This is a genomic window from Kitasatospora sp. NPDC005751, assembly GCF_040630835.1.
GTDB lineage: Bacteria > Actinomycetota > Actinomycetes > Streptomycetales > Streptomycetaceae > Kitasatospora.
Genome location: NZ_JBEXYC010000012.1, coordinates 129,700 through 143,818 on the forward strand (window position 1 = coordinate 129,700; position 14,119 = coordinate 143,818).

Consider the following 14,119-nt stretch of genomic DNA (forward strand, 5'->3'; position numbering starts at 1 on the left):
GGGGCGCTACTGCTGCGCCGTCGGCGCGGCCAGGTGGGCGAAGGCGGCCAGGTTGCGGGTGGACTCCCCGCGCTTGGTGCGCCACTCCCACTCGCGCCGGATCGCCGAGGCGAAGCCCAGCTCCAGCAGCGTGTTGAACGGCTCGTCGGCGCTCTCCAGCACCGTCCCGAGCAGCCGGTCGACGGAGTCCCCGGTGAGCGCCTCCAGCGGCAGCCGGCCGGCCAGGTAGACGTCGCCGAGCGCGTCGATCGCATAGGCGACGCCGTACATCCGGGTGTTGCGCTCCAGCAGCCAGCGGTAGACGGCCTCGTGGTTCTCGTCGGGCCGGCGGATCACGAAGGCGTTCACCGAGAGCGTGTGGTCGCCGACCCGCAGGGCGCAGGCGGTGCTCAGCTTGCGAGTGCCCGGGAGGGTCGCCACCAGGGTGTACGGGTCGGTGGTGGCCGGCTCCCAGCCGACCCCGGCGTCGTCCAGGGCGGTACGCAGGAGGGTGAGGGCCTCGTCCTTGGTGCGGATTGCCATGGGGGTGACGTTACTCGGCGGTACCGGTGGCGCGCAGCAGCGCAGCTGCGGCGGCTCCGTGGCTCCCGGCCCGGGCCGGGAGCCGGGGCGGCTCGGAGCCGCTCGGCCCCGACCCCGTACCTCCGCCGACCTGCCCCGGCGGCCGCCCCGGCTCAGGCCAGTCGCAGCCGGGACCCGGTGAGCCGGCCGGCCGGGCGGGCCAGGCTGCCGGCGTACACCTCGGCGGTGGTCGCCGCCGCGGTGTCCCAGCCGAACCCGGCGGCGTGCCGGGCCGCCGCCTCGCCGCGCCGGGCGACCAGCGCCGGTTCGGTGACGTACGGCTCCAGCGCCTGTGCCCAGGCGAGCGGATCGTGGCCGTGGACCAGGGTCCCCGTCACGCCGTCGCGGACGGCGACCGGCAGACCGCCGACCGCCGCGGCCACCACCGGCGTCCCACAGGCCTGCGCCTCCAGCGCGACCAGCCCGAAGGACTCGCTGTACGAGGGCATCACCAGCGCCGTGGCGGCGCGGTACCACTCGGCGAGCAGGTCCTGGCCGACCGGCCGGTGGAACCGGACGACGTCGCCGATGCCCAGCTGGGCGGCGAGCTTGTGCAGGCTCTCCGGCTTGGCCAGCCCGGTGCCGGACGGACCGCCGACCACCGGGACCACCAGCCGCTCGCGCAGCTCGGGCCGCGCCTCCAGCAGCGCGGCGACCGCCCGGAGCAGCACGTCCGGCGCCTTCAGCGGCTGTATCCGACCGGCGAACAGCAGCACGGCGGCGTCCTGCGGCAGGCCCAGCCGGGCCCGCGCGGCGGCCCGCGCGTCCGGGGCGCCGGGGCGGAAGACGTCCAGGTTGACGCCCGGGTGGACGACGGCGAGCTGGTCGGGCCGGGCCGCGTAGTGCAGCGCCAGCTCGGCGGCCTCCTCGGTCGTGTTGGCGATCAGCCGGTCGGCGGCCTCCACCACCTGCGTCTCGCCGATCACCCGGGCGGCCGGCTCGGGGGTGTCGCCCTCCGCCAGCGCGGCGTTCTTGACCTTCGCCATGGTGTGCATGGTGTGCACCAGCGGCACGCCCCAGCGCTGGGCGGCCAGCCAGCCGACCTGACCGGACAGCCAGTAGTGCGAGTGCACCAGGTCGTAGTGGCCGGGGCGGTGGCCGGCCTCGGTGCGCAGCACGCCGTGGGTGAAGGCGCAGAGCTGGGCCGGCAGGTCCTCCTTCACCAGGCCCTCGTACGGGCCGGCGGTGACGTGGCGCACCAGGACGCCGGGGGCCAGCTCGACGGTGGGCGCGTCGTCCGAGCAGATCGCCCGGGTGAAGACCTCCACCTCGATGTCGAGCTCGGCGAGGCGCTTGGCCAGCTCCACGATGTAGACGTTCATCCCGCCCGCGTCACCGGTACCGGGCTGGTGCAGCGGGGAGGTGTGGACGCTGAGCATGGCGATCCGGCGCGGACGGCGCTGGCGGCCCGGGACGAGCGACTGGAGCCGGCTCCGCACGGGCGGGGTCGGCTGGGCACGGCGTACCGGACGGACGGGGTGCTGGATCACCTGGCTGAAGCCTCCTCTGAGCTGCCCGTCTCTGCAGCCTGCTTGCCTGCTGTTCGGTGTGTGCGGCCGCCCACGCCGTACCGCCGCGTCACGGGATGTGGCGCGGCGGCGTGCCGCCCCGTCCGGGCGCACATCACCACCAGTGTGCCAACCACGTGGTCATCGACCGGCATTCCCGTCCCGGCCCATGAGATGGCCCACGGACGGGAACCCGGGCGGCGGGCGGGGGTGCGGGGTGGTGCGGGGAGGCGGCCGGGCGGGCCGCCGCGCCGGGGCGGAGCGGAGCGCAGGGGTCGTCGGAAGGCTTCAGGAGGTGCGGCGGGGGCGCGTGACTCGCCGCGCGGGCGTGTGTCGGGCGGCCGGCGCGGACCGTCCGGGCCGGATCTGCCGCGGGGCGAGCCCGTGCGGCGGCCGGAGCCGGGGCGCGCGGGCGGCCGCGGGCGGGCCGTACGATTTCCGGCATGGCCGCCTTCTTCGACTCCGCGACCGCGCCTGCCCGCGGACGGACGGGGCGCCCGGTCGGGACGGTGACCCGGGGGACCACCAACACCAACCGGCTGCGCCGGATGGACCGCTGGATCGCCCACACGCTGGGACCGGCACTGCGCTCCGCCGACCGCCCGCCGGTCGCCGTCGACCTCGGGTACGGTGCCGCGCCCTGGACGGCCGTGGAGCTCTCCGGGCGGCTGCGGACGGTGCGGCCGGACGTCCGGGTGGTGGGGATCGAGATCGAGCCGGAGCGGGTCGCCGCCGCGCTGCCGTACGCCGAACCGCCGCTGCTCACCTTCCGGCGCGGCGGCTTCGAGGTGCCGCTGGACGGCGGCGCGCCCGCCCAGCTGATCCGGGCCGCCAACGTGCTGCGGCAGTACGACGAGTCGGCGGTGGCCGGCGTCTGGGACCGGCTCCGGGCCCGGCTGGCGCCGGACGGGCTGCTGGTCGAGGGGACCTGCGACGAGATCGGGCGCCGGCACGTCTGGGTCGCGATCGGTCCGGAGGGCCCCCGCACGGTGACCTTCGCGGCCCGGCTGGGCGGCCTCGGGCTCCCCTCCGACCTGGCCGAGCGGCTGCCCAAGGCGCTGATCCACCACAACGTGGCGGGCCGGCCGGTGCACGCCTTCCTCACCGACTTCGACCGCGCCTGGGCGGCCGCCGCGCCGTACGGGGCGTTCGGCGCCCGGCAGCGCTGGGTGGCCGCGTGCACGGCGCTGGCGGGCAGCTGGCCGTTGGTGGACGCGCGCGGGCGGTGGCGGCAGGGCGAGGTCACCGTCCCCTGGACGGCGCTCGCCCCGTAGCGGGGGCGGCGGCCGGACGGCCGGACCGGCCTGCCGGACCTGCCTGCCGGACCGGACGGCCTGCGGGACCGGCCTCGGGCGTGCGCGGATGAGCGAACCCGGGGATTCACTCGAACGAGTTATCGAATACCTCTGGCGTGTTGACGCCTCGTCACGCCACGATGGGGGCACTCGGCCGGCACCTCGTGTGCCACCCCTCCGACCCGACGCTTCGCCTCCTCCCAGCCCCTCCGTTCCCGCTCCGCCACGCCCCTACGACTCATGCCCGCTCCTCCGGCTCCCGCCCCTCGGCCTCCTCGGCCTCTTGTCCGTGCGACCGGCCCCCGTCGAGCCCCAGCGCCCGCCACTCGCGCTCGAACGCCCGGTACGCCTCCGCCCCGAACAGCACGAACCGCACCTCCTCCAGCTCTCCCACCGGCCCCGACACCGACCCCGACACCGACCTCGCGGCCGCGGCCGCGACGGTGCCGAGGGCGATCCGGGCCGCATCGTCCAGCGGCCACCCGTACACCCCGGCCGACACCGCCGGAAAGGCCACCGTGCGCGCGCCGAGCTCCACCGCCACCCGGAGCGACTCGCGGTAGCACGAGGCCAGCTGCTCCGCCCTCTTGTCGTACTCCTCCGCCAGATGAACCGGCCCCACCGTGTGGACCACCCAGCGGGCCGGCAGCCGTCCCGCCGCGGTCGCCACCGCGCACCCGGTGGGCAGCCCCTTGCCGTACTGCGAGGCCCGAAGCCTTCGGCACTCCTCCAGGATCTGCGGTCCGCCCTTGCGGTGGATCGCACCGTCCACGCCACCGCCTCCCAGCAGGGAGGAGTTGGCAGCGTTCACCACCACGTCCACCTGCTGTTCCGTGATGTCACCCTCGACCAGGGTGATCCGCGTCACCGTCATGTCCGACCTCCACCGTCCGTTCCGGAGCTCGCGGGCGCGTGCCCCGGCTGTCGCTGTCGTTCCCGTCATTCCCGTACCCACCGCACCGCCACCGGCGTGGCAGGAGCCACCACAGCGCCGGGCGGCCGAAGAAATCCCCGGAGTCACGTTATGGTCGCGAGAAGTTCCCCGGCGCAGAGTGCCAGGCGGGCACTGCGGACGGGCTCCGACCGTTACGCACTCGGGGAAAAGGAGGAGCAGTCGATGCCCGCTACGGGAGACGGGCGGGCACCTGGTGCCGCGGACCTGTGGGGTGCCCTCGACGGCACCCTCACCGACCGCGCCCGCATTCGGCCCGCCGCCACCGAGCAGTCGGCCGGACCGGCCACGGCGACTCCGCCGATACCCCACCCCCGGTCGGTCACCGCCGGAGCCCCCTCCCGGGGCGCCTCCTCCGCCGTTCCGTCGGCCGCCCTGCTCAAGCTGCTGGTGATCGAGGACGACGCCTCCGACGCCCAGCTGCTCAAGGACGCCGTGGCCGACAGCGGCGCCCAGATCGAGATCCACTGGGCCCGCGGGCTGGAGCAGGCCTCCGAGCTGCTGACGACCGGCACCTCGGGAGGCCGGCGTGGACGGCAGCGCGCCGCCGGTTTCAGCTGCGTCCTGCTCGACCTGGCCGCCCCCGCCGACCTGCCGCACCCCTCGGACGCCTCCGACGGCCTGGAAGGTCTGCACGAGCTGCTCCGGCGGGCCCCGCACACCGCCGTCGTGGTGCTCACCGACGCCGCGGGCGCCGAACTCGGTGCCGCCGCGGTGGCCGCCGGGGCACAGGACTTCCTGATCAAGCACGAGACGGACGGTCCGCTGCTGGCCCGCGCCCTGCGGTACGCCGTCGAGCGCAAGCGCGCCGACGAGTCGCAGCGGCGACTGGTCGAGGCCGAGCTGCGCGGCCAGGAGAACGCCCGCCTCCAGCGCCACTTGCTGCCCACTCCCCTGCTGGACGGCGCCGGGTTGTCCTTCACCCGGCGCTACCGCCCCGGCCGCCGCCGCGCCCTGCTCGGCGGCGACTTCTACGACGCCGTCCGCACCGACGACGGCACCGTCCACGTGGTGATCGGCGATGTCTGCGGTCACGGACCGGACGAGGCGGCCCTCGGGGTCGCCCTCCGGATAGCGTGGCGCACCCTGGTCTTCGCCGGCCTCACCGGTGAGGCCCTGCTGACCACCCTCCAGCACGTTCTGGAGCACGAGCGCCGCAGCGACGAGATCTTCGCGACGCTCTGCATGCTGGTCATCGAACCCAACGACGCGACCGGCGAACTCGGCTCACTCGGCGCCGTCGAGCACGCGCAGCTGTACCTCGCCGGGCATCCCGCTCCGCTGCTGCTCGGCACGGACCACAAGCCGGTGACGCTGCCGTCCGACCCGGCCGGCCCCGCGCTCGGTCTGCTGCCCTGCGACGACGGCCTGGCCGTCTGGCCCTCGCACCCGCTCGAACTCCGCCCCGGCTGGCGGCTGCTGCTCTACACCGACGGGCTCATCGAGGGCCGGGTCGGCGCCGGCTCCCGGCGTCTCGGCCAGGACGGGCTGGCCGACCTCGTCGGCGACCACCAGGCCGCCGGGCTGACCAGGGGCCGCCTGATCGACAGCGCGATCGCCGAGGTCGAGGAGCTCAACGGCGGCGCGCTGACGGACGATGTGGCCGTCCTGCTGCTGGAGCGCAACCCGGTGCAGCTGATCCTCGGCTGACGCTCCTCGGCCGAGGCGGCCGGCCCTGCTACCAGGGGCCGCGTCGAGGTGGCACGGGGCACCGGCACAGCAGCGAGCCCCGGTGCGCGCGGATCGGTCCCGCGCGCACCGGGGCTCGTCGCTGAAGTGCCCGGAGTCCTACCAGGGTCCGTACGGGCCCATGTTGCGCTGGTCGCCCCGGCCACCGCCCCGGTTGGTCAGCTCCCGGATCGCCGGCCGCACGTCGACCATGTAGACGATCGCGGCGACGAGACCCGCCAGGGTCAGGAAGCTGGTCAGGAAGTTCGCCCCGAACAGCAGGTCCAGCCCGAACGCGATGCCCAGGACGGCCAGCCAGAACCCCTTGGTCTTCTTGTCCGTCGCCCGATAGGCGTCCTCCGGGCGGGTGGCCGCGTCGATCAGTGCGAACAACTTGAAGCCCAGGATGGCGACGGCCAGCCACCAGAACGGGTTCAGGTAGTCCAAGCCCAGGATCTGAGCCACTCCGCCCATCGCGGTCTCCTCTGCGTCTCGGCTCCGGCGTGTCGACCGTCGTCCATCCTGGCACGACGGACCGCTCGCCACGGTGTCAACGTCCCGAGGTCACCGGATGTGCCCTGCGGGCAGCCCGGTCCCACCGGAGTGCGGCGGTGCCGGTGCTACTCGGCGGCCTTCTTGGCCCGGGCCTTCTTCGGGGCGGGCTCCTCGGCGGGGGCGACGGCCGGCTCGTCGTCCTCGACCAGCTCGGCCTCGACCAGCTCGGGGCCCTCGGCGGACTGCGCCGCCCCGACCGGCTCGACCGCGTCGGCCGGGCCGCCCCGCTCGACGACGCCCTTGCCGCGCTCGGCCAGCTCGTCGTAGGCCTCCTTGGCCTTCACCGCCAGCTCGACCGCGCGGCCGACCTGCTGGAGGGCGAAGCTCTGCGCCTTCTCCTGGAGCACCTTGAGGTCGGCGGGCAGGGTGGTCACGGTGCCCGCGACCTTCGCCTGCGCCTCGACCAGCCTGGCCTGCGCGTCCTGGAGCCTGGCGGCGGCCTTGTCCTGCGTGCCCTTGCGGTCCGCGGCCAGGGCCTCGACCTTGCCGGGCACCTCGCGCAGCTTCTCGTAGGCGAGGTCGCCCGCGCCGGCGAGTGCGTAGAGCGGGGTCGGGTCGCTCAGGGTCTTCTTGATCTCGTCCGTGATCGGCATGCCGGTCCTCCCGTGGTCTAGGTTGCCGAGCCGACGGCGGTCGGACCGTCGGCCTCGGGGTCGTGCGGCGCCGCGTCCGTTTCCTTGCGGGCGGCGTTCTCCTTGAGGAAGGCGTCGTAGACCGCGAGCAGCGCCTGCTTCTGCTGCTCGTTGATCAGTGGATCGGCCAGGATCGAGGCCCTCAGCTCCAGGCCCTCACCCCGCCGCTCCTCCAGGATCCCGGCCTGGACGTACAGCGTCTCCGCCGAGATCCGCAGCGCCTTGGCGATCTGCTGCAGGATCTCCGCACTCGGCTTGCGCAACCCTCGCTCGATCTGGCTGAGGTAGGGGTTGGACACGCCGGCGGCCTCGGCGAGTTGCCTCAGCGAGTACTGCGCGTTCCGCCGCTGCTCGCGGATGTACTCGCCCAGCGAGCCGACGTTCAGTGAGGCCATGGGCCCAGCCTGCCCCACCGTGCTTGCAAATGCAAGCACGGTGCTAGCAACAGCAAACGCGTCGGCTGCGACTCGCCACGATAGTTGGCGAGTGATCGGGAAATCTGGCGAGGTCAGCGCCCTGCGACTCGGACTGTGATGGGATGCCGCGACTCGGAAGGCCAGGGCAAGTTCACCCGTTAGTGGACGGTGAGTCATGGTTCGGTAACTCCATGCATTCGAGTCCGCGCCGGACAGACACCCCCTCGGCCGAGCCGGGGCCCATCCGGTCGGATCTCTGCGGCCTGGGCGACCTCTGCGTCATGTACGCCATCCCGGACGACGCACGGTCTGCGTTGAATCATTCGGACGCGGCTGGGCGCGGAAAGATGGCAACAGTTCAACTCTGCGGTAATGACGCTCGCCGTCGAACTCGACGGCACAGAGCGTCTGACAAATTACGGGAAGCGGCGCAACTATCTAGCGAGTTGGATTATCCCATCGGAAGACTGGAGCCGCCTCCATGGCGGTCTTCCCGACGGCCACAGGAATCCAGTTCCCAGCGACCGTTCGCGAATTTTCGATTCAATCATTGTCTGGACCCATATCACGAAAGGCGAGTACACGCTCGCCCCGTTACTGCACTACAAATCTACTGCACCTGCAGATTCGTCATTGCGCGCTTACGTCTATGCCAAGTGGCACCGCCGGAAGCGCAGAGCCGCGACCCGACACCAGGTCGAGCTAGCCACCCGCCTATACGCTTACGCCGACCAATTGGCGGCCGAGATCGATATCAGGGCCCACCCGCAATAGGCGCCACGGTCGCCAGCAAATCGGCAGCCCCAATGGGAAAGCCGCCGCCTCGGTCGCAATAGGCCGAAAGGGCTGGGGTTGAGTCCTACCTCTGCCGCAGGCGCTTTATAAACCCAGGCTTGGATGTGGCGTGGCTGATCGATCCGTCGTCGTTTCGCCGGGTTCGGGCTTCGATGGCGGTGCCCTTCACGTGCTCTCGCCGGCGGAGCTGACCGGCTTCGTCTCGCTCCCACCTGTGTCCCCGGGCGTCCTGGAACCAGATGGTGACAGGCCGTCGAAGGATCTCCCTTGGCACCGCGATGTCGATCTCGCGTTGCACTGTCTCCCCAGGCGGGATCAAGCCGATTGCTATGTTCACCACGTCGGTCTCGCCTGGCAATCCGCCAGGTTCGGCGGTCTCCAGGACCGCCACTGCATTGAAAACCGGCTGATCCGAGCCGTTGTGCACGACTATCGAGTTGTAGCGGTAGAGGTCGCCAGGGCCCTCTCCGGTGTCCGGGCCGGTCCAGGCAGCGACTTTCGCCGCATACTCCTCGCTGTCCTTACGTCGATCGCGCCAGTGGGTGCGCAGGTAGTTCGCGAGGGCCCCTGCCGCCGCAACGATGCTGACGATAAGTCCGGTATAGGAGACCCACGACGGCGCAGAGCCGCCTTGGACAGCAATGAAATGTGCGTGGGGCGCACTGGTGATCGTCACGGCGCAACCATAGGGGCGGCGCCCGCCGCACGAGAAGGCCTCTGCCGTGACCTGTCGGGTCGTCCCGCCACCGGCCACAAAGCCTGTTGCTGACCGGTGGCAGCAGACGACAACGGGTTCCGGCACGACTACCGCCCCTCGAGCTCGCGTGTTACCGAGGACGTCAGTCCGGCTGATCTCGGAACGGGCCAGGACCACGGCTCGGACAGCGTTCCGTCTGCCTCGACGCCGTACCGCTGGTACTGGTCGGCCGGTTCCCCGCGCAATGCAGCCAGATCGCTGACGTTGAACCACGCGTTGCCCCCGGTAGCGAGCGCGGCCAGGTACAGCCGCTCCGCCTTCCCGCTGTTCCCCAACTCCGCTGCCCGATCTGCCAGTTTTCGGAGCGACTTGGGATCCCCCAGCCCAGCGGCCGCCCAGTACAGGCGTTCCGCCTCCTTGTGGTTGCCTTGACGCTCATGCTGATCCGCGAACAGCTCGTGCAGACCGCCGTACTCCAGGAACCTGCGGATAGTCGGCTTGGCATCCGGCCTGTTGTGGCGCAACACATAGGCATCGACGTCCTCCAGGACGAACAGGGAGGTGCCCTCAGCCCCCGGGCGTAGGGACTTCGGCGCATTCCGCCGCTCGGCTTCCCCCTTCGACTCCCAGTCGATCTGCGATTGCGCGAACTCGCTTCCTAGTTCGGCGGCGGCCCGGTACAGCTGCTTGGCCTGTTCCTTGTCCCCGAACAGATCGTGCTTGAGTGCCAGCCTCGTCAGGGCGTCCGGGCGCATGGCATCGGTGGCATCCCGGAGAATCCGATCCGCTTCCTCAGGTTCCCCCGCCTCCATGCACCGCCATGCCAGTTCACCCGTCGACCATCCGTCGCCCGTGGCTGCAGCGACCTCAAGGAGCTGGCGCGCCGTCTCTTGATGCTCTCCGGCTTGCTCCATCCGCATGGCAATCGCAAACAGAGCCGAGGGGTTTCCCGCGTCCGCACTGGCGGCGTACAAGGTCGCGGCATGGCGCTTCCTCCACTGCTGCTCGGCAGCGTAGGCGAGCCGGTCGAGGTCCGTCGGGTCTGTGAGGTGCTCGGCTGCGGCGTCCCAGAAGGAGGCCGGCGGGCATACAGTACGGCGGGTCCGGCCGCCGTGCTGCTGCAGGTAGTCAGCGAGGCGGACCACTCCTGGCACGACGCCCATCCGGCCCGGTCGCGCGACGTCCTGCAGTGGGCTGGTGGTCTGCTTGACGACGGTACGAGCGCGGGCGAGCGCCCGAGTGAACCACCTGGGAGCGACGGCCCTTTCGTCGTCGTTCAGGTAACCCGGGACCGCGGCCTCCAGGAAGACAAGCGGCAACGGACCGGTGACGCCGAGGCGGTAAGCGTCCATCGCGACGCTGAGAACGGCCCTGCAGTGGATCCCTGCCTCACCGATGGGGTGCTCGTAGAAGTCGACGAGGTCCGGACCGGCAGCCAGGGTCTGGGCCAAATTGGCGAGCCCGGAGTCCAGGGCCACGGCCAACGAAATGTCCTCGCTGGCAAGTTCCCTGGCGGACTCCAGCGCGTCGGCGAAGGTCCGGGGTACGTGGACGTATGCGGCCTGGGCGAGGAGTGCACGGGACAGCCGGTGCTGATCTGGGCTACCGGGCCGGGATCCGCTGCCATAGCTATGGTCTGTGTCTCGCAGGGTCTCAAGGTGCTCCGGCCACAGCGTGGCGACCACCACGAACGGTCCCTCACCATCCAGCCGTCGCAGCAACGCCGCAGCGACCGCCTCACCCGTAGGGCCTGTGAGGTAGTCCTGGGCCTCGTTGAGCCACAGCACGCTCCCCGGCCCGAGGGCCTCCGCCGCCAGGACGTCCAGCAGGCCGGTCTGGTCCGCTGGGAAGAACAGCGGGGCGTTCGGCGGCATCGACGCCCGCAGCCCCTCGAAGGCCGTCCTGGTCTTCCCCGTGCAGGAACCCCCCTCCACCACAATCAGGCTCGGCCGCGCCCCAGTCGCTACCGCTTCCGACAGCAGGCGACGCAACTGCTCATCGTGTGGGCGGAGCACGTAGCGGGGCAGGACGAAGGCCGGTCCGCCGCCGACACCGTCGCGGAAGCCATCGCCGACGGGGCGCCCGGGGATGGCGGGGTGCACGCCGAGCCGCTGGGCGCTCCACGACCCAACCGGTCGCGGGCGGTCCGCGAGCGCGGCCTGGCGGGCGCGCCGCTCGTCCTCCACCAACGCCGCATGGGCTTGCCAGCGCTCGACCGCCGACCGGGTGTTCTCGGCCCGGCGCTCGCGCTCCTTGGCGAAGGCCTCACGCCAGCGCCCGGGGGCGAGCAGCTCGGCGGCAGTCTTCCCGGACTCGTCGACGGGACTGCCGAGAACACCCGTGCGGGCGGCCTCGGCACGGATAGCGTCGAGTACGGCGATCAGCTTCCCGAGGTCCTGCGGCAGGTTCCTGCCGGCTAACCATGTGCCCGGCGTACCGGGGGCGACCTTTGCCAGCCGGGCCAAGTCTCGATTCGACGGACAGTCGCGCAGCGCACGGCGCTTGAACTCCCCCACCCGGCGGAGATCCGCTAACACGTCGTCGCCCACGCACGCGCTCCTCACCGGCCGCTGCGGTCCCTGCGGCCCGGGTGTCCGATCGGCCAGCATCGGACACCCGGGAGCGTAACAATCGGAGCGGCGCCTCGGGCGCCGCATGACCGATCCATCGCAGAACCTCGCCGGACACGCCTTCGGACGGACAGGGTCTCCGTCAGGCCCGCCACATGGCGGGGAAAGTTCCCGAGAAACGGATCGTTCCGATGACCCAACAGCAGCTCCTGGCCCTGCTCCTGGCCTTGTCCGTCTCTCTCCACCTCGGGTGCGCGGCCGCGTTCGTCGCGTGGCGTCAGGGGGCTGGCCCCGGTGCGGCTCTCCGGATCGGCGGGAGCGCCGCGGGCGCCGTGGGCGGTCTGTACCTGGCCGCCGTCAGTGCCTACCGCTGAGGACTCCTAGCAATGCTCCTCTTCGTGTTGTGGGCTTCAGCGCCCCGAAATCGCCAAGTGTGCTGGAGAACCGTGCCAAGAGCACTGATCCACACGTGCTCCACATGGGGACATGACGCCTCAGACTCGCCATGTATCACGAGCAGTCACATCGCCGCCGGGTGCTGCCGCCCGCGCGCCTGCGGGCACGTCCGGCCCGCTCAGGCCGGCGGGCCGCCTACTCGTCGCCGCCGCTGGACCGCTTGATGCTGCGGCGGCGGTTCCGCCGCGCGATGTGCAGCAGCTCGCCCGCGGCCAGGGTCACCGCCGCCACCGCGCGGACCCATCGGGGCCCACCCCGATCGGCCCACACGACACAGACGCACCCGCCGATGGCGAGCGCCAGGATCCCCAGCAACAGAACGATCATGAGCCCACCCCTGCGGTCGTTCGTCCATCCATGACATGGAGTCTTCCGGAGTGGCGACGTTCTACGCGTGGCACGACGGGATTGCCGGGCAGCTGAGGTGTTCGACCGGATCGGTGCCGCCGACCGGGTTGCCGTTCGGCGGCACCTGGCCGGCGGCCCGGCTTCCTCGAAGTTCCACGCCGGCCGACGGGCCCGACCGGCCAGAGCGACGGCAGCGGGCCCTTCGGACCGGCGGCCGGAAGTCAGGCCGACCGGTGCCCGTCGAGCCGGGGGCGGAGGCCGGATCCGGACCGCGTGGCAGGGGCGCGCGCCGTCCAGAATTCGCCGATACCGCCGGTGCTCCCCCGTGGTGGTCGAGGCCCGCGACCAGCGCCGCCCCGACCGACCTCGGCTGATCAGACGCCGTCCGCCACCCGGACCGGCATCAGGATGGAGAAGGTGCCGTCGCGGCCGGCCGTGCGGATGGCCAGGGGGGCGATGGGACCGGCGAGTTCGAGGACGAGCTGCTCGGAGCCGGCGGCCGGCAGGGCGTCGAGGAGGAAGTCGCGGTTGACGGCCACCCGGAGGTCCCCGGGGGCCGGGTCGCCGTCGGCGGCGACGGTGAGCCGCCCGTCCCGGCCGACGGTGAGCACGGTGACCTCGCAGACTCCGCCGTTCGGGCCCGAGGGCAGGCTGCGGGTGGCACCGGACTCGACGGCGTCGCGCAGCTCGGCGGCGGCCAGGTCGATCCGGTGGACCGGGTCCAGCCGGGTCAGCGAACGGTAGTCGGGGAAGTCGTGGTCGAGGGCGGCGCCCTCGATCCGGTGGCCGCCGGTCTCGGCCCGGACCAGGCCCGCGCCGAGGGTCAGTTCGGCCTCCTCGGCCCCGGATCCCAGCAGCGCGCGGATACCGTCGACCAGGGCGGTCGGAGCGATCGCGGCGACCGGGGCCCAGCCCTCGTCAGGTGCGTCCGGCAGGTCGGGCGCGTCCGGCAGCCGCACCTCGGCGAGCGCCATCCGGTACCGGTCGGTGGCGACCAGCCGCAGCAGTCCACCCTCCAGGTCGAACAGCACCCCGGACAGCACCGGGAGTTCGGGGTCCGCGCCGACCGCGAAGCGGACCGCACCGAGGGCCTCGGCCAGTTCGCGCGCGGGGACGGTGACGGTACGGGCGGCGGGCGTGGCGGTCATGGGGTTCTCCCTCTGGTCGATCAGCGTGCGGATCAGGGAGAGCTCCCGCCGGGCGTCCGCGAGACCGGCCTCCAGCCGGCGCAGGTGCGCGTCGACCACCCGGTGGGCCGCGCCGGAACCGGCTTCCGCGCCGAGCACGGCCCGGATGTCGGCCAGCGGCAGGCCCACCCGGCGGAGGCGGCAGAGCAGCCGGGCGTCGGCGAGCTGGGCGGGCGCGTACCAGCGGTAGCCGGTCTGCGGGTCGACCCAGGCGGGGGTGAGCACGTCGGCGCCGTCGTAGAAGCGCAGCGCGCTGACGCCGAGGCCGCTGTCGCGGGCCAGTTCACCGATGCTGCGCAGGTCGCTCTCCATGCCCGGGACTCTCCGGCCTCGACCAGGTCGAGGGTCAAGCCGCACGGCCGGACCGGACGTGACGATACCGATCGCCGCCCGCCGGCCACCCCCGGGGCGGCAGGCGCCCGCCACCCCCTCGCCGCTCCGTCGTCCGGGTGATTCCGCGAGCCGCGCGGACCTCATGG

Annotated in this window: 13 protein-coding genes; 3 read left to right on the forward strand and 10 right to left on the reverse strand. The window is 72.4% G+C overall.

Features of this window, described 5'->3' with window-relative positions; all coding sequences use genetic code 11:
* Window positions 1-6: 6 nt before the first annotated feature.
* Entirely contained in the window at window positions 7-522 is a 516-nt protein-coding gene (locus tag ABZ497_RS14890; RefSeq protein ID WP_359805207.1) for a YbjN domain-containing protein, read from the reverse strand.
* 152 nt (window positions 523-674) lie between these two features.
* Window positions 675-2,000, reverse strand: a complete 1,326-nt coding sequence (mshA, locus tag ABZ497_RS14895; RefSeq protein WP_329492153.1) for a D-inositol-3-phosphate glycosyltransferase — start codon at window positions 1,998-2,000, stop codon at window positions 675-677.
* 512 nt (window positions 2,001-2,512) lie between these two features.
* Between mshA and ABZ497_RS14900 the strand changes: the two genes are divergently transcribed.
* Window positions 2,513-3,343, forward strand: coding sequence for a class I SAM-dependent methyltransferase (locus tag ABZ497_RS14900; RefSeq protein WP_359805209.1), 831 nt, complete (start codon window positions 2,513-2,515; stop codon window positions 3,341-3,343).
* Between the two features lie 259 nt (window positions 3,344-3,602).
* Here the strand turns inward: ABZ497_RS14900 and ABZ497_RS14905 are convergent, their stop codons facing one another.
* On the reverse strand, window positions 3,603-4,238 hold the full coding sequence (locus ABZ497_RS14905) for an O-acetyl-ADP-ribose deacetylase (protein ID WP_359805211.1): 636 nt from the start codon (window positions 4,236-4,238) through the stop codon (window positions 3,603-3,605).
* Between the two features lie 243 nt (window positions 4,239-4,481).
* Between ABZ497_RS14905 and ABZ497_RS14910 the strand changes: the two genes are divergently transcribed.
* Window positions 4,482-5,966 (forward strand): SpoIIE family protein phosphatase, encoded by a 1,485-nt coding sequence (locus ABZ497_RS14910; protein ID WP_359805213.1) that lies wholly within the window; start codon window positions 4,482-4,484, stop codon window positions 5,964-5,966.
* 138 nt (window positions 5,967-6,104) lie between these two features.
* On the opposite strand, the gene ABZ497_RS14915 is transcribed toward ABZ497_RS14910, so the two are convergent.
* From ABZ497_RS14915 to ABZ497_RS14925, 3 genes are all read right to left on the reverse strand, one after another.
* Window positions 6,105-6,458 (reverse strand): DUF2516 family protein, encoded by a 354-nt coding sequence (locus ABZ497_RS14915; RefSeq protein ID WP_359805215.1) that lies wholly within the window; start codon window positions 6,456-6,458, stop codon window positions 6,105-6,107.
* 146 nt (window positions 6,459-6,604) lie between these two features.
* Window positions 6,605-7,132 carry a hypothetical protein gene (locus ABZ497_RS14920; RefSeq protein WP_359805216.1) on the reverse strand — a complete coding sequence of 176 codons (528 nt, stop codon included), beginning with the start codon at window positions 7,130-7,132 and terminating at the stop codon, window positions 6,605-6,607.
* 17 nt (window positions 7,133-7,149) lie between these two features.
* Window positions 7,150-7,566: a helix-turn-helix transcriptional regulator gene (locus ABZ497_RS14925; RefSeq protein WP_359805218.1), complete on the reverse strand. Its 417-nt coding sequence runs from the start codon at window positions 7,564-7,566 to the stop codon at window positions 7,150-7,152.
* Window positions 7,567-7,959: 393 nt separating this feature from the next.
* Here ABZ497_RS14925 and ABZ497_RS14930 point away from each other — a divergent pair, with 393 nt between their 5' ends.
* Window positions 7,960-8,361 carry a hypothetical protein gene (locus ABZ497_RS14930; protein WP_359805220.1) on the forward strand — a complete coding sequence of 134 codons (402 nt, stop codon included), beginning with the start codon at window positions 7,960-7,962 and terminating at the stop codon, window positions 8,359-8,361.
* Window positions 8,362-8,446: 85 nt separating this feature from the next.
* Here ABZ497_RS14930 and ABZ497_RS14935 read toward each other — a convergent pair whose 3' ends face one another.
* The 4 genes from ABZ497_RS14935 to ABZ497_RS14950 all read right to left on the reverse strand — a co-directional run bounded on the left by ABZ497_RS14935 (window position 8,447) and on the right by ABZ497_RS14950 (window position 13,952).
* A complete protein-coding gene (locus tag ABZ497_RS14935) occupies window positions 8,447-9,058 on the reverse strand; it encodes a hypothetical protein (protein WP_359805222.1) in 612 nt (203 codons plus the stop codon).
* Between the two features lie 128 nt (window positions 9,059-9,186).
* A complete protein-coding gene (locus ABZ497_RS14940; protein WP_359805223.1) occupies window positions 9,187-11,628 on the reverse strand; it encodes a sel1 repeat family protein in 2,442 nt (813 codons plus the stop codon).
* Between the two features lie 612 nt (window positions 11,629-12,240).
* Window positions 12,241-12,432: a hypothetical protein gene (locus ABZ497_RS14945; protein WP_329488403.1), complete on the reverse strand. Its 192-nt coding sequence runs from the start codon at window positions 12,430-12,432 to the stop codon at window positions 12,241-12,243.
* A 395-nt stretch (window positions 12,433-12,827) separates the two neighbouring features.
* Window positions 12,828-13,952: a MerR family transcriptional regulator gene (locus ABZ497_RS14950; protein ID WP_359805225.1), complete on the reverse strand. Its 1,125-nt coding sequence runs from the start codon at window positions 13,950-13,952 to the stop codon at window positions 12,828-12,830.
* Window positions 13,953-14,119: the final 167 nt, after the last annotated feature.

Coding starts and splice junctions, on each gene's coding strand:
- ABZ497_RS14950 (WP_359805225.1), bottom strand. CDS start 13,952: ATGGAGAGCGACCTGCGCAGCATCGGTGAACTGGCCCGCGACAGCGGC.
- ABZ497_RS14890 (WP_359805207.1), bottom strand. CDS start 522: ATGGCAATCCGCACCAAGGACGAGGCCCTCACCCTCCTGCGTACCGCC.
- ABZ497_RS14910 (WP_359805213.1), top strand. CDS start 4,482: ATGCCCGCTACGGGAGACGGGCGGGCACCTGGTGCCGCGGACCTGTGG.
- ABZ497_RS14915 (WP_359805215.1), bottom strand. CDS start 6,458: ATGGGCGGAGTGGCTCAGATCCTGGGCTTGGACTACCTGAACCCGTTC.
- ABZ497_RS14930 (WP_359805220.1), top strand. CDS start 7,960: ATGACGCTCGCCGTCGAACTCGACGGCACAGAGCGTCTGACAAATTAC.
- ABZ497_RS14945 (WP_329488403.1), bottom strand. CDS start 12,432: ATGATCGTTCTGTTGCTGGGGATCCTGGCGCTCGCCATCGGCGGGTGC.
- ABZ497_RS14920 (WP_359805216.1), bottom strand. CDS start 7,132: ATGCCGATCACGGACGAGATCAAGAAGACCCTGAGCGACCCGACCCCG.
- ABZ497_RS14925 (WP_359805218.1), bottom strand. CDS start 7,566: ATGGCCTCACTGAACGTCGGCTCGCTGGGCGAGTACATCCGCGAGCAG.
- ABZ497_RS14905 (WP_359805211.1), bottom strand. CDS start 4,238: ATGACGGTGACGCGGATCACCCTGGTCGAGGGTGACATCACGGAACAG.
- ABZ497_RS14900 (WP_359805209.1), top strand. CDS start 2,513: ATGGCCGCCTTCTTCGACTCCGCGACCGCGCCTGCCCGCGGACGGACG.